The organism is Methylomonas methanica (genome assembly GCF_001644035.1).
Lineage (GTDB): Bacteria > Pseudomonadota > Gammaproteobacteria > Methylococcales > Methylomonadaceae > Methylomonas > Methylomonas methanica_A.
In genome coordinates this window covers 106,673-123,485 of record NZ_LUUG01000052.1, presented here as the reverse complement: position 1 = coordinate 123,485, position 16,813 = coordinate 106,673, and the positions used below count along the sequence as shown (strand labels likewise).

General features: G+C 51.1%; 16 protein-coding genes and 2 tRNA genes. 5 read left to right on the top strand and 13 right to left on the bottom strand.

Annotation, left to right across the window (positions count from 1 at the left end; translation table 11 throughout):
* Positions 1 to 5 precede the first annotated feature (5 nt).
* Together A1332_RS06500 and A1332_RS06495 are read right to left on the bottom strand one after the other, a co-directional pair.
* Positions 6 to 395, bottom strand: a complete 390-nt coding sequence (locus A1332_RS06500) for a tyrosine-type recombinase/integrase (protein ID WP_269454643.1) — start codon at positions 393 to 395, stop codon at positions 6 to 8.
* A gap of 170 nt (positions 396 to 565) precedes the next feature.
* Positions 566 to 653, bottom strand: a tRNA-Ser gene (locus A1332_RS06495).
* Positions 654 to 1,017: 364 nt separating this feature from the next.
* On the opposite strand from A1332_RS06495, the gene A1332_RS06490 reads away from it, so the two are divergent.
* Together A1332_RS06490 and A1332_RS06485 are read left to right on the top strand one after the other, a co-directional pair.
* Positions 1,018 to 1,281, top strand: a complete 264-nt coding sequence (locus tag A1332_RS06490) for an IS3 family transposase (RefSeq protein WP_157203960.1) — start codon at positions 1,018 to 1,020, stop codon at positions 1,279 to 1,281.
* A gap of 71 nt (positions 1,282 to 1,352) precedes the next feature.
* Positions 1,353 to 1,943 carry a Uma2 family endonuclease gene (locus A1332_RS06485; RefSeq protein WP_064007733.1) on the top strand — a complete coding sequence of 197 codons (591 nt, stop codon included), beginning with the start codon at positions 1,353 to 1,355 and terminating at the stop codon, positions 1,941 to 1,943.
* Positions 1,944 to 1,982: 39 nt separating this feature from the next.
* On the opposite strand, the gene A1332_RS06480 is transcribed toward A1332_RS06485, so the two are convergent.
* A tRNA-Val gene (locus tag A1332_RS06480) sits at positions 1,983 to 2,058 on the bottom strand.
* 477 nt (positions 2,059 to 2,535) lie between these two features.
* Here A1332_RS06480 and A1332_RS06475 point away from each other — a divergent pair.
* On the top strand, positions 2,536 to 3,573 hold the full coding sequence (locus A1332_RS06475) for a GGDEF domain-containing protein (RefSeq protein WP_064007732.1): 1,038 nt from the start codon (positions 2,536 to 2,538) through the stop codon (positions 3,571 to 3,573).
* 20 nt (positions 3,574 to 3,593) lie between these two features.
* Here the strand turns inward: A1332_RS06475 and A1332_RS06470 are convergent, their stop codons facing one another.
* On the bottom strand, positions 3,594 to 4,823 hold the full coding sequence (locus A1332_RS06470; protein ID WP_064007731.1) for a dicarboxylate/amino acid:cation symporter: 1,230 nt from the start codon (positions 4,821 to 4,823) through the stop codon (positions 3,594 to 3,596).
* 168 nt (positions 4,824 to 4,991) lie between these two features.
* Here A1332_RS06470 and A1332_RS06465 point away from each other — a divergent pair, with 168 nt between their 5' ends.
* A complete protein-coding gene (locus A1332_RS06465) occupies positions 4,992 to 5,486 on the top strand; it encodes a YchJ family protein (protein WP_064007730.1) in 495 nt (164 codons plus the stop codon).
* A gap of 27 nt (positions 5,487 to 5,513) precedes the next feature.
* Here the strand turns inward: A1332_RS06465 and trmL are convergent, their stop codons facing one another.
* The 3 genes from trmL to secA form a co-directional block, all read right to left on the bottom strand.
* Positions 5,514 to 5,981, bottom strand: a complete 468-nt coding sequence (gene trmL, locus A1332_RS06460) for a tRNA (uridine(34)/cytosine(34)/5-carboxymethylaminomethyluridine(34)-2'-O)-methyltransferase TrmL (RefSeq protein ID WP_064007729.1) — start codon at positions 5,979 to 5,981, stop codon at positions 5,514 to 5,516.
* A gap of 4 nt (positions 5,982 to 5,985) precedes the next feature.
* The gene (locus A1332_RS06455; protein WP_064007728.1) at positions 5,986 to 8,490 is read right to left on the bottom strand and encodes a glycogen/starch/alpha-glucan phosphorylase; all 2,505 of its coding nucleotides are present in this window, start codon (positions 8,488 to 8,490) and stop codon (positions 5,986 to 5,988) included.
* Between the two features lie 139 nt (positions 8,491 to 8,629).
* A complete protein-coding gene (gene secA / locus A1332_RS06450) occupies positions 8,630 to 11,377 on the bottom strand; it encodes a preprotein translocase subunit SecA (protein WP_064007727.1) in 2,748 nt (915 codons plus the stop codon).
* 319 nt (positions 11,378 to 11,696) lie between these two features.
* On the opposite strand from secA, the gene trkA reads away from it, so the two are divergent.
* Positions 11,697 to 13,052 carry a Trk system potassium transporter TrkA gene (gene trkA / locus A1332_RS06445; RefSeq protein WP_064007726.1) on the top strand — a complete coding sequence of 452 codons (1,356 nt, stop codon included), beginning with the start codon at positions 11,697 to 11,699 and terminating at the stop codon, positions 13,050 to 13,052.
* Here trkA and A1332_RS06440 read toward each other — a convergent pair.
* Genes A1332_RS06440 through A1332_RS06415 form a run of 6 tightly spaced genes read right to left on the bottom strand, consistent with a single transcriptional unit; the run spans position 13,049 to position 16,703 of the window.
* Entirely contained in the window at positions 13,049 to 13,591 is a 543-nt protein-coding gene (locus A1332_RS06440) for a hypothetical protein (protein ID WP_064007725.1), read from the bottom strand. The two genes, trkA and A1332_RS06440, sit on opposite strands and share 4 nt — an antisense overlap.
* On the bottom strand, positions 13,578 to 14,063 hold the full coding sequence (locus A1332_RS06435; RefSeq protein ID WP_064007724.1) for a hypothetical protein: 486 nt from the start codon (positions 14,061 to 14,063) through the stop codon (positions 13,578 to 13,580). Before A1332_RS06435 ends, A1332_RS06440 begins: the two co-directional genes overlap by 14 nt.
* Before the next feature lie 53 nt (positions 14,064 to 14,116).
* Positions 14,117 to 14,491 (bottom strand): VOC family protein, encoded by a 375-nt coding sequence (locus tag A1332_RS06430; RefSeq protein WP_064007723.1) that lies wholly within the window; start codon positions 14,489 to 14,491, stop codon positions 14,117 to 14,119.
* A gap of 43 nt (positions 14,492 to 14,534) precedes the next feature.
* Positions 14,535 to 15,317, bottom strand: a complete 783-nt coding sequence (locus tag A1332_RS06425) for a hydroxypyruvate isomerase family protein (protein WP_064007722.1) — start codon at positions 15,315 to 15,317, stop codon at positions 14,535 to 14,537.
* Positions 15,317 to 16,195: an NAD(P)-dependent oxidoreductase gene (locus tag A1332_RS06420; RefSeq protein ID WP_064007721.1), complete on the bottom strand. Its 879-nt coding sequence runs from the start codon at positions 16,193 to 16,195 to the stop codon at positions 15,317 to 15,319. The genes A1332_RS06425 and A1332_RS06420 overlap by 1 nt, the downstream gene beginning before the upstream one ends.
* Before the next feature lie 13 nt (positions 16,196 to 16,208).
* Entirely contained in the window at positions 16,209 to 16,703 is a 495-nt protein-coding gene (locus A1332_RS06415; protein ID WP_064007720.1) for a nucleoside triphosphate pyrophosphohydrolase family protein, read from the bottom strand.
* Positions 16,704 to 16,813 lie beyond the last annotated feature (110 nt).

The following is a 16,813-nucleotide window of genomic DNA, read 5'->3' as shown; positions in this document are numbered from 1 at the left end:
CAGATTTAGTTATAACTCCCAAGCCATGGAAAAACATCACGCTCGAAACATTGCTCTAAGTGAGCAAAGTGGCTGGCGCTCCATTTCTTCCGGTTGGCTTCCATAAATTCTTTAGCAACGGCGGCCAGGGTGTTTTCGGTACTGCCGGCTTTTTCAATCTTGCGGGTTATGCCGGGGTCGATACCGTCAGCGATTTGTTTTTTGGCGGTATCTCGTCTGTCTCTGGCTTGTTTTAGGCTTGTGTCTGGATAGACACCAAGAGCCAGCGTTTTTCGCTTGCCTGTAAAGCGGTAATCCAAGCGGAAATATTTGCCACCATTGGGATTGACCAATAAGTACATGCCTCTTTCGTCGGGTATTTTGTAAGGCTTCTCGGTGGGTTTAGAGTTTTTTATGGCGGTATGACGGTATCTCCTTCCAAGCTTGGCGATATACCGTCATTTGTACCGTCTTGAATGACGGTATGTCAATAGTCCTTGTTGTATCTCATTGGACAATAAAAAACCCGCTAAGCCAGATAACTTGCGGGTTTTTAGTCTTCTTTGCATCTTGGTGGATGCTTAATTGGCGGAGAAAGAGGGATTCGAACCCTCGATACGTTGCCGTATACACACTTTCCAGGCGTGCGCCTTCGACCGCTCGGCCATCTCTCCTAATGTTCAGCTGACTATTGTATAAGTTTCTTGGACTTAGTGCAATCAGTAGCCTTTTCCAAAGCCACATGAGCCTAGGCGAGGCGAGGCGAGGCGACGTATTCCCAACGGGAGATGAGCCTGGAGACGCAAAAGTTGGAATCATGGAGGCATGATCGTAGCTTTTCAGACTCAAAGACTCATAACGCCGACGCAAGCACAGGCCTTTGTTTCCAGTAGAAGCCACCTCACACCGGATGATTGGTTGGGCCGTTGCAGAATAGGTGACCGCAACGCTCGTCTGCGATACTTTAATGATGCCGTTATGCTGTCGTCATTTTCCCAAGGACGTTATTGAAAATTCGGATCGAGTCAGTAGTGTTCGGTGGCTTATCAAAATCTGCTGGGCAAACAACAGCTGCTTTGCAGGATTAGCAAGATGATTGTTATTTGTACGGACAATACTGCCATGGAAAGCTGGAACCACAGCTTAGGAGTCGAGGCGATCCATGATGAATGTTTTCTAACCCCTACGAATGCCGAACAACACCTCTTTGACTACATCGAAGTGTATTACAATCCGGAACAGCTTCATTCGAAATTGGGCTATGTGTTCCCTGAAGCTTTTGAGTTTAAACATGTCGCTTAGTGAGATGTCTGTGAAAAAGGGCAAAATCACCTTACGCGCTCTAGCAACAAGGCAAATCAGGAGTTAAGACAATGGCTTTGGCATTGAAAGATCGGGAATCCCACACTTACGGCGACTATCTAAACTGGCCGGACGATGTGCGTTACGAATTGATAGACGGCGACGCTTATTTGATGGCACCCGCGCCGGATTTACCGCATCAGGATGTGGCGGGGGAAATTTATTTCCAAACTCGGCAAGCGCTGCAGGGCAAACCTTGCCGGGCGTTTATCGCACCGGTCGATGTACGTTTACCCAAAGCTCAGGAAGCCGACGAATCTGTCGATACGGTCGTGCAGCCCGACGTATTGGTAGTATGCGATGGCAATAAACTGGATAAACGTGGCGTACGCGGGGCGCCGGATTGGGTAGTCGAAGTATTATCGCCCTCCACCGCCGGTCATGACCAAATCAAAAAACGCCAGCTCTACGAGCGCCACGGGGTACGCGAATATTGGCTGGTTCATCCGGTTGATCGGGTGTTAACGATATACAGCTTGGCAGACGGAGAGTTCGGCAAACCGCAAATTTATCAATTGGAAGGCGAAACTCAAGTCGGCATTTTGCCGGAAATCGTGATTCGTTGGGACGAACTGGCGGCGCGTTTGCCTAAGGATTATTGAATAGAATGATGGGGGATTTTAGTTTAAACACCAATAGTCTGGTGGGTGCTGAGGGGTTCGAACCCCCGACCCTCGCCTTGTAAGGGCGATGCTCTCCCAGCTGAGCTAAGCACCCGACTAAAGGCCGCGCATTCTATCCAAAATGCGAGCTTCTGCAAAATGTTTTGTTAGTTTTGCTGTGCTTATATTCGTGCCACACTTGCATTTGCCACGGGCTTATATTCTCCGGAGAGCGATCAGAGAAACAGCCACTACAAGCAAATTATTTCTATAAAAAACTTAGGCTCAAAAACTCACCCCGCAAAACCGGCAACTGCGCGCAAACCGCAAACGCTGTCGGCCAAAGCTTATTTTCCGGATATATTGAAAAATCCCGGTTTTAAGTTACTTTTATGTAAGTATATGACTACGCAAAATGAAAGCCTGGATAGCCCGTTATGTTTCAAGCAAAATTTGGCAAGGTGCGTACAAGTTAGTTCTACTAAGTGCTATACCAAGCGCAGCGATATGGAACAATCAAAAGCAGTGACAGGGCTAATACTCCCGGCGCGAGCAATACTTAAACCGTTATACGTTTATCGATAGAAACCAGATGAGTAAAGGCACCACTTACATACCGATTTACGATTTCTCGCCGAGCGTTAACGCCGGCCATCTAAAACAAATTCTGCCCTTGCTGGTGCGTCATAACGTTGCAGCCAACCCAATCAATTACGCCATTTGGTACGACTATGTAGCCGGCGGCAACCCGACCCTAAACAAAGCAGTAGACTCCTTGCTCTCAGAAAACAAGGCCTTCGATTATGACAACAGCGTGGAGCTTTACAAATCACACATTTGTAATGCGTCTTTGGAATCTTTCGAGCAAATCAACCGGCAATTGCACAAAGTTATCGAACAAGCCACCAGCGCGATCAACGAAACCTATAACAAAGCCGAAGAAACCAATGACAGCTTTCAGAAAAAATCGGTGATCTTGGAGAATTTCTCCGCGTCCGGCGGCTTGAAAACCATCTTGCAGGAAATCATTCAGGAAACCAAATCGCTGGCAATGACCAGTCAGGCCATGCAAGCCAAGCTGACCGAAGCCAACCAGGAAATGGAGCAATTGCGCACCGAGCTGGCTCAAGCCAGACAAATCGCCACCACCGACGGTTTAACAGGCTTATTGAATCGGCGCGCATTCGACATGACCTTGGCCGAAATCATCGAACAATCCGAACCCGATACCGCGTGCCTGTCGATGCTGGACATAGACCATTTCAAACGCATTAACGACACTTACGGCCACACCATCGGCGACAATGTCATTAAATATGTGGCGTCTTTAATGAAGAAACACGCTGAAGATCATCACCATGTCGCGCGTTACGGCGGCGAGGAACTGGCGATTATCATGCCCAACACCAGCCACGAAAAGGCTGTAGAAATATCCGAAAATATTCGCAACGCAATGGAAGCCAGCCGCTTACAGCGCAAAAACGATAACCAATCGCTGGGTAAAATCACCTTGTCAATCGGCGTCGCCAAATTACAAGCTGGCGACAATCCGGAAACCTTTATCGTCCGGGCCGATACCGCCTTGTATAAAGCCAAGCAAAGCGGCCGTAATCGGGTAATTCATTCATGAGCAAACGTGTTGCCGATCAATCAGCGTTCGCTCAGACGCTGTACCACCAAACTGCCCACCATATCGCCCTCGACATTGACCATAGTCCGCACGGTATCCAGCAAGCGATCTATGGGTAACAATATCGCAATAGCTTCGGTCGGCAAACCTACCGACTGCAATACCATCATCATGGTCACCATGCCGGCGCTGGGGATACCCGGTGCGCCCATGGCAGCGATCATCGTGGTAAAACATACGATCAATTGTTGAGCCAAATCCAGCTCAATACCCGCTAAATTGGCGACAAATAGCGCAGCAGCTGCTTCGTAGAGCGCGGTGCCATCCATATTAACGGTCGCACCCAGCGGCACCACGAAACCGGCAATACCGGGCTTGACGTGCAAATGTTGTTCAACACAACGCAAGGTGACCGGCAAAGTCGCCGAGCTGGAGCTGGTGGCAAATGCAGTGATTAGAGCTTCTCTGGCGCCGAGGAAAAACTTCAACGGCGAAACCTTGGCAATTAACACTAACAACAGTGGCAATACTACCAAGCCGTGCAGCAAGGTAGTGCCGATGACCACCGCAACAAATTCAGCCAAACTGCTTAACAAGGCCAGATTTTGCGTCGCCAGCAACTGCGCCAGCAAAGCCATGATGCCGAAAGGCGCCAGCCGCATAATCCAGCCGACCAATCGCAGCATCAACTCCAAGCCTTCCTGCAACAGCAGCAAGATATTGCGGTAACGATCCCCGCCCACCACCAAGGCAATACCCAACAACAACGCAAACATCACGATTGCCAGAATATTGGCCTGCGCCAGCGCCGCAAACGGGTTAACGAACAAACCATGCAGGAAGCTGGCTACAAATTGCTCAAAGCTCATTTGTTTAGCGGCAAAGTTGGGACTGGCGTTGTTGAACAAGTCCAGATTCAAACCTTTTCCCGGCTCGAACAGATTAGCGGCCGCCACGCCCAGCATGATAGCCAAAGCCATGGAGACAACAAAAAAACCTAAAGTAGACACCCAGACTCGATGTAGTTGACCGTGCATGCGCAAATTAGCCACCCCAACGGCAATTGAGGTAAACACCAGAGGCACCAACACCATTTTCAACAAATCCATGAATAAATTACTCAAGAGACTGCAAAAGTAGATACCTTGTTTGCTAACGGCGGCATCCGGTCCCAGCTTGGCGAACCCCATTCCCAGCGCGACGCCGAATACGGCACCCAGAAAAATTTGTGTGTTTAATGCGACTTTCAATCCGGCCTCCTGAAAATGCGCTCATCGTAAAACGCCAACGTATTGAGATTTAGCATAGCAAGCCCGGCAACCAATCATGTATCGGCCCGGTTACTCAGCGGACGTGCCCCGTCATGATACCGGCGAAGATTGGCTTTTGGCTTATCTACTTCGGTAAAATCTGCCGCTATGAAGACAATCACCGACCACCTAGAAACTTGTTTATGCGGCTCCGGCCTAGATTATGCGGATTGCTGCGGCCGCTATCACGGCGGCAAATACTACCCGTCAACAGCGGAAGCATTGATGCGCTCGCGTTTTAGCGCGTATGCCCGGCGCGACGTGGATTACTTATTGGATACCTGGGATGCCGGCAAACGGCCGATGACTATCGACTTTTCCAAGGAAACCGCGCAATGGCAAAAACTGACGATAGTCAGCACTAAAAAAGGCAGCGCCCAAGACAGCAAGGGCATTGTCGAGTTTAAGGCTTTTTACCGGCAGGACGGTGAAGACTATTTCATGCACGAAATCAGTCGGTTCGTTAAATCAGATTCCCGTTGGCGCTATCTGGACGGCGTCATCAAAGCCGCGGGCAAAGTCGCGTTAAGCTCGGATACCGGCAAGAATGCGCCTTGTCCGTGCGGCAGCGGCAAGAAATTCAAACGTTGCTGCGGGCGCTGAAAACCTGCACGTTGCTTTAGTGACGATTCAACGAACCGCATCCACAAAGCTCAATTGCTTCCAGGCTTCGTACAGCACTATAGCCACGGTATTAGACAGATTGAGGCTGCGGCTTTCCTTACGCATCGGCAAGTACAGTTGCAGCTCGGCCGGATGTTGACTCAAAAATGTGGCCGGCAAGCCGCGGGTTTCCGGACCGAATAACAAGGCATCTCCCGCTTTATAATGCACCTCGCTGTATCCGGTGTGGCCTTTGGTGGTTAACGCAAATAAACGCTGGGGCTTAGCTTTTTCGACGTAATCATGCAAGGAACCGTACTGGCGGATGTTCACCCATTCATGATAATCCAGCCCGGCGCGACGCAGACGTTTGTCGTCCAAATCAAACCCCAAGGGCTGGATTAAATGCAGATGCGCACCGGTGTTAGCGCATAAACGGATTATATTGCCGGTATTGGCCGGTATTTCCGGCTCGAACAAGACAATATCGAGCATTGCTTCAGTATTTTTCCACGTCCACCGGCGACAGTTTCCAAATCTCGCGGTTGTATTCGCTAATGGTTCTGTCGGTAGAAAACTTGCCGCTGGCTGCCGTATTCAGAATACTCATTTTCGTCCAGCGCTCTTGATCGCGCCAAGTTTGCTCTACGCGTTTTTGCGCTTCCAGATAACTGCGGAAATCGGCGATAGTCATCCAGGGATCATGCGGGCTTTTGATCGAGGCAATGATGTCATCGAATATCCCCGGCTCGAATTGATTGAAATGCCCGCATTCCAACAAGCGCATCACACCTTGTAAATCGCTGTCCTGATTGATGAACCATTGCGGATCGTAATGCGGCCGCAACGCTTCCACTTCCGTTTCGGTCAAACCGAACAGGAAGAAATTGTCGGCACCGACCTCTTCGCGAATTTCGATGTTGGCGCCGTCCAAGGTACCGATGGTCAGCGCGCCGTTCATCATAAATTTCATGTTACCGGTGCCGGACGCTTCCTTACCGGCAGTCGAAATTTGTTCGGACAAATCCGCACCCGGACAGATTTTCTCCATCGCAGACACGCAGTAATTGGGCATAAACACCAAGCGCAGCTTATTGCCTACTTCCGGATCTTCATTGATGACGCTGCCGACATTGTTAATCAGCTTGATGATTTTTTTCGCCATCACATAGCCGGGGGCCGCCTTACCACCGATCAAGACGCAACGATCTACCCAGTTTTGCGTATCGCCGCGTTTGATACGGTCATAAAGATGGATCACATGCAGCACATTCAAAATCTGCCGTTTGTATTCGTGGATACGTTTGACCTGCACATCGAACAAGGCATCGACATTGATTTCAATATCGTGCTCTTCTTTTTTGTAATCGACCAGGCGTTGTTTACTGGCGCGATTTAAGTCGTACCATTTTTGTCTGAACGCGGCATCCTCGGCATAAGGCGCCAATTTGGACAGTTGAGATAGATCGGTAACCCAGCCATCACCGATAGTCGAGGTAATAAACTCGGCCAATTCCGGATTACAGCCCGCCAACCAACGTCTGGGCGTCACACCATTGGTTTTGTTATTAAACTTTTGCGGCCAGAGTTCGTAAAAGTCTCTAAACAATCCTTCTTGCAACAGTCTGGAATGCAGTTCGGCGACACCGTTGACGGAAAAGCTACCGACGATGGCCAAAAATGCCATCCGCACCTGCTTTTGATGACCTTCTTCGATAATCGACATCCGAGCCATGCGCGGATTGTCGCCAGGCCAACGCGCCGACACTTCCGCCATGAAGTGCGCGTTGATTTCAAAAATAATTTCCATCAAGCGCGGCAGCAAATGCTGCATCAGATTGACCGACCATTTTTCCAAGGCCTCGGGCAACAAGGTATGGTTGGTGTAGGCCATCGTTTGCCGTGTAATGTTCCAGGCGTCTTTCCAAGGTAAACCGTGAATATCCATCAGCAAGCGCATCAATTCGGCCACTGCGATGCTGGGATGGGTATCGTTGAGCTGGAAGCAGTTTTTCTCGGCAAACTTACTGAAATTATTACCGTGGCGACCCACCCAATTGGCGATCACGTCTTGCAAACTGGCGGACGCCAACAGATATTGCTGTTGCAGACGCAAGGCTTTGCCGTTTTCGTTGGCGTCGTTGGGATACAACACCATCGTGATGTTTTCGGCGGTGTTTTTCTCGGCCACCGCTTCGGCGTAATCGCCGGCATTGAATTCCTGTAAATTGAATTCTTCCGTGGCGATGGCTTTCCACAAGCGCAAGGTGTTGACGGTGCCGTTTTTATACCCCGGCACCGGCGTGTCGTAAGGCATGGCAATCACGTCATGGGTATCCAGCCAACTGGTGCGCTTATTGCCTTTTTCGTCGATGTGCGTTTGCGTGTGGCCGCCGAATTTGATGCGGTGCATGTATTCCGGCCGCTCGATTTCCCAGACGTTGCCCATCCGTAACCAATGATCCGGCTTTTCGACCTGCTCGCCGTTGACGATTTGTTGAGAAAACATCCCGTATTCGTAACGCAAACCGTAGCCGGTGACCGGCAGCTGCAACGTAGCGCAACTGTCGATGAAACACGCGGCCAAGCGTCCCAGACCGCCATTGCCTAAACCGGCATCCGGTTCGCTTTCGATGAGTTCCTCGGCTTCCAAACCCAAATCATACAGAGCTTGCGTCACGTTATCGTCAACACCGAGATTCAACATCGCGTTGCTCAGCGAACGCCCCATCAAAAACTCCATAGACAGATAGAAGGCTTTTTTACAATCGGAGTCTCGATAGACGTTATAGGTTTTCTTCCAGCGTTCGACTAAACGGTCGCTAATCGCCAAAGATAAGGCTTCGTAGGCGTAATGCGGGGAACGGCAATTTTGATCGCGTCCGAGCCGATGACTGTAATAGTGTTTGAAATCGGCTATGAAATGCTTTTTATCCATGCCCAACTTAGGGAGCTTGGTAATATCGGCGGCGGGGTTACTTTTATGAAAGACTCTATGCGGCATAGTTCTTACCCTTGAGGACAGTGAAAATTAAAAGCAGTGGGCCGCTTGATTTTGCAAGGCTGAAAGCGATGCAGAAAGGCCCTCTAAATCGATTTGTCGGGCACCCGCGACGCCCGGTATAAGGCGTCGCGGTTTAATATCAGTTTAATTTGCCGTGGCATTGCTTGTACTTTTTACCGGAACCGCAGGGGCATGGGTCGTTACGGCCCACTTTACTGCCGAGTCTGACAAAAGGCTGCTCCACACTCTCCGGGTCCGAGTCGGACTGGGCAGCTTGCGCCGCAGGCTCCTCTTCAAAAATCGAATGCGCTTCCGCGTGCTCGTAGTGCATTTCCAGCGGCGCCTGACGTTGTTCGTCGATCGCCTGCACATCTTCTTCACGCGCCACTTGCACCTTGGCCAGTATGCCTACCACTTCCTGTTTGATATGCGTCAACAGGCCGGTAAACATTTGGAACGACTCGCGCTTGTACTCCTGCTTGGGATCTTTTTGCGCATAGCCTCTAAAGTGAATACCTTGGCGTAGTTGGTCCATCGCCGCCAAATGTTCTTTCCAGCTATTATCCAGCACTTGCAACATCACCGATTTCTCGAAATGGCGCAATACTTGAACACCTACCGCCTCTTCGCGGGCACGACTTTCTTGCTCGGCTTTTTCGATAATTAATTGGCGCAATTTCGGTTCGTTGAGCGTACGGTCGTTGCCCAACATTTCCACCAGCGGCATTTGCAGATTAAATTCTTGCTGCAAATGATTTTCCAAGCCGCGCACGTCCCACTGTTCTTCCATGGTTTTCGGCGGGATGTATTCGGTGATCACATCGTTCAGCACGTCGGCACGAATTGCGTTGATAATGTCGTTGATATCTTCGGCAGCCATCAATTCATTGCGCTGCGCGTAAATAACCTTACGTTGATCGTTGGCAACGTCGTCGTAGGCCAGAATTTCTTTCCGAATATCGAAGTTACGATTCTCTACTTTGCGTTGCGCGCTTTCGATGGAACGGGTCACCCAAGGATGCTCGATGGCCTCACCTTCTTCCATACCCAGTTTTTGCATCAAACTAGCCACCCGCTCTGAGGCGAAAATCCGCATCAAGTCGTCTTCCAGAGACAAATAAAACCGTGTGGAGCCGGGGTCGCCCTGCCGACCGGAACGGCCGCGCAACTGGTTGTCGATCCGCCGCGACTCGTGACGTTCTGAACCGATGACATGCAGACCGCCGCTGGCCAACACTTTTTCGTGCCTTTCCAACCAGGCGGCGCGCACACGCTCTTTATCGGCTTCGCTGGCATCCGGGCCCAAGGCCTCTAGTTCGGCATTCAGATTACCGCCCAGCACGATGTCGGTACCGCGACCGGCCATGTTGGTGGCAATGGTTACAGCGCCCGGCATACCGGCATTTTCGATAATGTGCGCCTCGCGCTCATGCTGCTTGGCATTCAAGACTTCATGGCGGATGTTTTGCTTTTGCAGCATGCCGGAGATCAGCTCTGAGTTCTCTATCGAGGTAGTACCGACCAACACCGGCTGGCCGCGCTGCACGCAATCTTTGATGTCTTCGATCACGGCGTTGTATTTTTCCCGCGCCGACAGATAAACCAAATCGCCTTTGTCTTTACGAATCATTGGTCTGTGGGTAGGGATCACCACTACTTCCAGGCCGTAGATTTTATTCAATTCAAACGCTTCGGTGTCCGCAGTACCCGTCATACCGGACAACTTGCTGTACAGACGGAAATAATTCTGGAAGGTAATGGAAGCCAGCGTTTGGTTTTCGTTTTGAATGGTCACGTTTTCCTTGGCTTCCATCGCTTGATGCAAACCCTCGGACCAGCGCCGACCACTCATCATCCGGCCGGTAAACTCGTCGACGATGATGACTTGACCGTCTTTCACGACATAATCCACATCCTTCTGGAACAGCACATGCGCCCGCAATGACGCGTTCAGATAGTGCATCAAGCGGATATTGGCGGCTTCGTACAATGTGGAACCGTCGGCTATCAAACCGTGCTCCGCCAACAAGCGTTCCACGTGCTCGTAACCGGCTTCGGTCAAATGGATCTGCCGGGATTTTTCGTCGACTGCATAATCGCCGGGCATTTGATCCTGCTTTTCCGGATCGTCGGCTTTTTCCTGCTTGGTCAGGTAAGGGATGATTTGATTGGTCTTCAGGTAAATATCGGTACTGCCCTCCGCCTGACCGGAGATGATCAACGGCGTTCTGGCTTCGTCGATCAAAATCGAGTCTACTTCGTCGACGATGGCAAAATTCAGATCGCGCTGAACTTTTTGTTCCAGGCTGAAGGCCATATTGTCGCGTAGATAATCGAAACCAAATTCGTTGTTGGTGCCGTAGGTAATATCGGCGGCGTAAGCCGCTTGCCGTTGTTCGTGATTCAGATCGCTGACAATGACGCCGGTGGTCAAACCCAGGAAACCGTAGAGCTTGCCCATCCATTCCGCGTCGCGGCGGGCCAAGTAGTCGTTAACGGTAACGACATGCACGCCTTTACCGGGCAAGGCATTCAAATAGGCGGCCAGAGTGGCCATCAGGGTTTTACCCTCACCGGTTTTCATCTCGGCAATCTTGCCGCTATGCAAGACCATACCGCCGATCAACTGCACGTCGAAATGACGCATGCCAAATACGCGGGTCGAGGCTTCCCGCACGGCGGCGAAGGCTTCTGGGAGTAAATTGTCTAGGTTTTCGCCTTGGGCAAGGCGGTCGCGAAATTCCTGTGTTTTGGCTTGTAACGCCGCATCGGATAATTTTTCGTATTCGGCGGCCAGAACATTTACTTTCTTGACTAGCTTGCGTTTCTTCTTGACTAGCCTGTCGTTGCGGCTGCCAACTACCAATTTAACCAGCTTACCCAGCATGATATTTCCAGAGTGAGAGTGAACCAAAGTTTGCGATTATAAACGGTATGGGGCAGCTGTGACCAGAAAACAAGCCCGATAACCTAGTACCATTAACCAGCCGGTTTTTGTAAATCGGCTATTTAAATGCGGCTATCGGCCATATGAAAAGCGATTTTTGCTTCACAGCCACAGTCTAGCTCCACAATTCCGCGATTTCCATCGCAGCAAATTTGGGATAGCTCGAACATGGACAAGCCAAGCGATCAGCGTATAATTCGCCGGCTTCGGCCCTTGCGGCGGCAAGCATTCGACATCATTCCTCCGGCTTTGACAATTTATGAAAATAGTGATTCTCGGTGCCGGTGTTACCGGCTCTTCGGTTGCCGGCGCATTGGCCAGTGAAGAAAACGATATTGTCGTTATCGATAAAAATGCCCACTTGCTCACCGCATTGAAAGGCCGCCTGGATATAGCCACCGTCGAAGGTAACGCTGCCCATCCCAGTGTCCTGGAACAAGCCGGCATTCAGGACGCCGATATGGTGATTGCCGTTACCGACCGCGACGAGACCAATATGCTGGCCTGTCAGGTAATTAACACCCTGTATAGCAAACCCAAAACCATCGCCAGGGTGCGCGCCATCGACTTTCTAAACCATCCGGAATTATTTGCGCCGGGCGGTATCGATATCGTCATCAGCCCTGAGCAGGTCGTCACCGAATCCATCCACAATCTGATCAAATATCCCGGTGCGCTACATGTGTCCGAGTTTGCCGACGGCTTGGTCAGGCTGTTTTCAATTCGCGTGGTACCGACCGGCTTTCTGACCGGTAAACGCATCCACGCCGTGAAAGAAAAACTGGCCGACAGCATGATTCGGGTCGCGGCGATTTTCCGCGACGGCAAAGCCATCGCGGTAAACGGTGAAGCGGTGATCGCCACCGGCGACGAGGTGTTCTTCGTCTGCCCCCGCGACAAGGTCCGTAAAACCCTGGTGGATTTGCACAAGCTGGAATCGCCGATCAAAACCATTATGCTGGCCGGCGGCGGCCATGTCGGCAAGCGGCTGGCAATTGCTTTGGAAAAAAATTATCACGTCAAAGTCATCGAGCAAGACATCGAGCGCGCTCGAGAGATCTCCAACGATTTGCGCAACACCTTAATTCTGCATGGCGACTGTACCGACGAATCGCTATTGCAAGAGGAAATGATCGAAGACATTGACTTGTTCTGCGCGATTACCAATAACGACGGCATCAACCTGATTTCCGCCGGTCTGGCCAAAAAGCTCGGCGCCAAAAAGGCTATCTGCCTGATCAACAATAATTCCTACCTAAAATTACTGGACGGCACCGAAATCGATCTGGCGATTCAACCGAAACTGGAAACCTTGGGCGGCATCCTCAAACACGTGCGCAAAGGCGACGTGGTCGGCGTCAGCTCGGTGTGCGGCGGCAGTGCGGAAGCGATCGAAGCGATTGCTCACCGCAGCAAGAACTCCAGTTCAGTAGTTGGCTTGCGGGTAGACCAGGTCAATTTACCGGACGGTGTGATATTGGGCGCGCTGATTCGCGAAAAAGAAGTAATCCCGGTGCATCACGACACCGTATTCGCGGAAGGCGACCACGTAGTGATGTTTGCGCTGAATAAGAAAATGGTCAGAGACATCGAAGGCTATTTCCAGCCTATCTAGTCCGCCAAGTCGGCATCAATAAATGCCAAGGCCCGTTGCGGCAAAGCCTCGTTACCTTCACCTTGCAAGGAAGCCTGACTATCTTCATGCACCGCTGTCATAAACTGCAATAGCTGCATTTCGATCTTCAATTTTTCCTGCGGTTCTTGCGCATCCCACATTCGATTCAACAATTGTTTGGCGTGATGATGGATCGTGAACGCCAAGGCTTCCGGCAGATGCGCGTAACTGCTGCGCAAAGACTCCTTCAATTTATCCAGCGATTGCAAATATTGCTGATAGTCTTTCAAATCCTGCTTGCATTGGGTTTTCACCATCGCCAGCTGGTTGCTGTTGCGGGCTTTATTGACGGCCAGCTCATGGGCCAGTAGTTGTGACTGTTTTTTTAGTTGCGCGACCAAGGCCTGTTCCGCCAGCGCCTTGGCTTGCCGCAAATCGGCGACATCTTCGTGCCTGGATAAATGCCATTGCAGATTGTCGTCGCGACTGCGCCGCAAAAACGCCAGCACCTCGGCCAACCAGCGACTAATCGGCGACATGGAGCTGTCGGCGTAAAGCCAGCATCGCCGCGGAATCGGCTTGTTTACGATACTTGCGCAAGGCTTTGCGCAGATCTTTATATCGGGAAGTCGGCAATTGCGACTTCGCCGCCTGCAATTCATGATCAATTGCATCCGATAATTCTCTGGCCTGTTTTCGGTTATCGGCGGCAAGCAGGCGTTGCCGCTTGAATCTGGTCAAATAGCTTAACTGCCGGCATTTAGCAAACTTTAGCCGCTCCACATCTTGCCGGCGAATCTGCAAAGACAATAGTTGCCGCAACGCCGAAGATTCTCGACTGAAATACCCGCGCAGCTCGCGGCAAACCGCCGTGAATAACGTCATTACACCAAGCAAAGCTAACAAAGCCAAAGCCAGCAACATCACCTTACTGGCTAACAAATAAAACAAACCCATCAATAAGGCCAAGCCAAACTGCAAACAGACAAACCCCAGAACAAACAGCAGCATCGCTAGGCTGCCTATCAGTAATCCGCCATAGAAAAGCCGTCCGAACATGGGTATCAGGGACGCTCGATAAACTCCAGCGCATTGCCGTCGCGATCCCGGCAAAACAGCGCCTTACGTCCGGAAATACTTAGCGTATACGCCGTACCGGTCCGCTCCAAATCTTCGCGCAAAGCGTCAACCGAATCGATATGCATAGCCACATGCCGATCACGACCACCATGCGCCGGCCTGCCAGTGGTGGGGTCGGGATTATCCAATTCCAGCAAATGAATCTGCTGCGCGCCGATTTGCAACCAGGCGCCGGGAAACGGCAGATTCGGCCGTTCGGTTTGCTCCATTCCCAACACATCGCGGTAAAAAAGCAGCGATTGCTCGGTATCGGAGACGATCAAACTGGCGTGATGTATCGTGAAATTATGTTTGGACATGGCAATCAACAGGTGAGTAAGGCTAGGCAATTATACCGCCCGATTATTTTACCGCGTAGGTTTTCAACCAAGCCAAACTGGCGGCGGTATCAGCCGTCGGCCGGTACTCGGCACCCACCCAGCCCTGATAGTCCGACGTCGCGATAATATTGAACAGGTTATCGAAATCCACGGCGCCCGTGCCCGGCTGGCGGCGGCCTGGGCAGTCGGCAAATTGAATATGACCAATCTTATCCAGATGTTGGTGCAAAAATCCGGCGCAATCTTCACCCATCCGGCTCATGTGATAAATATCGTATTGCATGAATAAGTTTGGATGATCGATTTGCTTTAGCGCATCCTGCATCTTTTGGCTGGTGTCGACGATAAAGCCAGGCATGTCATAGCTATTGACAGCTTCGAATACGGTTTTAATACCCAACTCGGCGAAAACCGCTGCGGCATAAGCCAGATTCTCACACAAGGTAGTTTGATATTCGCCCAAGCGCTGCGGGTCCAAGCAGCGACCCGGTAACACGTTAATAACGCTGGGTTTTAATCGTTCGGCATAAGCCAGCGCCTGCTCCACGGCCGCTTTAAATTGATCGCGTTTTTCCGGAACCGCCGCCAAACCCTCGCCACCTTGCAGCAAAGTATCGGCATCGACATTGAACAATACCAACTGCAAATCCTGTTGATCCAATAGATCGCGGATTTGTTCGGCTGGCAGCGAGTAGGGAAACTGAATTTCCACCGCATCGAAACCGTGCTGTTTCGCGGCCTGAAACCGTTCAGACAACGGCAGTTCGGTAAACAATAAACTCAGATTGGCGGTAAAGCGCAGCATTAGTCTTGGGCGTACAGTTTGATCAGCGTCGAGGGATCTTGCTCCAAAAATCCGCCGCTGCCGTGCAATTGCATTAGTTGCGCAGCTAAGCCCGACATAGGTATCGCACTACCCTGTTTGCCGGCTAAATCGACAGCCATATTTAAATCTTTTAGTAAGGTTTTCACGCGCCACTTCACCGGTTCGAAACGCTTATCGGCCATTTCCGGCCCAACAATTTGTAGTGGTTTGGAATCGGCGAAGCCGCCGGCCAGCGCTTCGGGAATTTTTGCGGCATCGACGCCGGCCGCTTTTGCCAGCGCCATCATTTCCGCGATCACTAGCACATTGCAGCTGACAATCATCTGATTGCAGATTTTAGTGGCCTGACCGCTACCGACTGTGCCCATATGCGTCAAACGGCTATACAGCGGTCGCAATACTTCCCTAGCAATTGCAATATCCGGTTCGGCACCGCCAGCCATGATCGCCAAACTCCCCTGCTCTGCCCCGGCCGTGCCTCCAGATACCGGCGCATCGACCCAGCGCATGCCGCAAGCAGTCTGTAATGCAGCTGCCATGCGCCGAGTGGCTTCTGGGTGAATACTGGACAAATCAATTAACAATTTATCGGCAGCGCCGTTGGCGATAATTTGTTCCGTCACCACCGCTTCAACAGCCATGGTGTCGGCCAGGCACAAAATCACTACATCGGAAGCTTTTACCAATTCGCCGACACTGCCGCAGACCTTAGCACCCGCATCACCAACCACATCCAACTTGGCGGCAGTGCGATTCCAGACATTGACCTGAAAGCCCGCCGCTAAGAGACGCAACGTTAGCGGCTGCCCCATCAGGCCTATACCGACGAAACCGAGCGTGTAGCGTTGTTCTGCCATATTCAAGCCGCCGTTATTCGAATAGCGCCGGGCTTAAATCCAAACGTTCGGCATCGCCCCGGCCGCTCATCAGATGTTGATGCACGATTTGAAAAGCTTCGTCGAAATCGGCATTCACAAAACGCTGGGATAAATGCGCGCAGATCGCATACAAGCCCGAATAATGTACGGTCTCGCCCGATGTACACAGGTTGATTTTCTCGGACAGCACTCGCATCACTGAAAGTACCGAACCGTCTTGCCGCCAGTTGGCGGACACACTTACCACCTCGTCGCCCCTGCACGCGATCGCGGCTAATGCATTAAAGGATAAATCCACCAAGCCGGCCAAAATTTTGATTAGGTCCCCGCTGGCAATAGCTTTAAATGTCTCGCTACCGCAATCCAGCAATAAGGCTTGGCGCATCACAATATCCATATCGGACAAATGTCCAATCTCGCCGTCGCCGGGCTGCTTGATAGCGAATTTCCGGTGAAAATCTCTAACTTGTTGTAAATGTTTGTTCATGAATCCCCCGAATGCGCTGAATGACCGGGAATGTTACAAGGAGGAAAGAGAAAGCGCAAAGAGAGGTTCTTAGGCTACTGGCAAACAATACGGATTTACCGTGTAATTTC

Bases quoted from the DNA above. Each gene is read 5' to 3' on its own strand.
- A1332_RS06485 (WP_064007733.1), top strand. From the start codon at position 1,353: ATGGCTTTGGCATTGAAAGATCGGGAATCCCACACTTACGGCGACTAT.
- A1332_RS06475 (WP_064007732.1), top strand. From the start codon at position 2,536: ATGAGTAAAGGCACCACTTACATACCGATTTACGATTTCTCGCCGAGC.
- A1332_RS06465 (WP_064007730.1), top strand. From the start codon at position 4,992: ATGAAGACAATCACCGACCACCTAGAAACTTGTTTATGCGGCTCCGGC.
- trmL (WP_064007729.1), bottom strand. From the start codon at position 5,981: ATGCTCGATATTGTCTTGTTCGAGCCGGAAATACCGGCCAATACCGGC.
- A1332_RS06455 (WP_064007728.1), bottom strand. From the start codon at position 8,490: ATGCCGCATAGAGTCTTTCATAAAAGTAACCCCGCCGCCGATATTACC.
- secA (WP_064007727.1), bottom strand. From the start codon at position 11,377: ATGCTGGGTAAGCTGGTTAAATTGGTAGTTGGCAGCCGCAACGACAGG.
- trkA (WP_064007726.1), top strand. From the start codon at position 11,697: ATGAAAATAGTGATTCTCGGTGCCGGTGTTACCGGCTCTTCGGTTGCC.
- A1332_RS06440 (WP_064007725.1), bottom strand. From the start codon at position 13,591: ATGTCGCCGATTAGTCGCTGGTTGGCCGAGGTGCTGGCGTTTTTGCGG.
- A1332_RS06435 (WP_064007724.1), bottom strand. From the start codon at position 14,063: ATGCTGCTGTTTGTTCTGGGGTTTGTCTGTTTGCAGTTTGGCTTGGCC.
- A1332_RS06430 (WP_064007723.1), bottom strand. From the start codon at position 14,491: ATGTCCAAACATAATTTCACGATACATCACGCCAGTTTGATCGTCTCC.
- A1332_RS06425 (WP_064007722.1), bottom strand. From the start codon at position 15,317: ATGCTGCGCTTTACCGCCAATCTGAGTTTATTGTTTACCGAACTGCCG.
- A1332_RS06420 (WP_064007721.1), bottom strand. From the start codon at position 16,195: ATGGCAGAACAACGCTACACGCTCGGTTTCGTCGGTATAGGCCTGATG.
- A1332_RS06415 (WP_064007720.1), bottom strand. From the start codon at position 16,703: ATGAACAAACATTTACAACAAGTTAGAGATTTTCACCGGAAATTCGCT.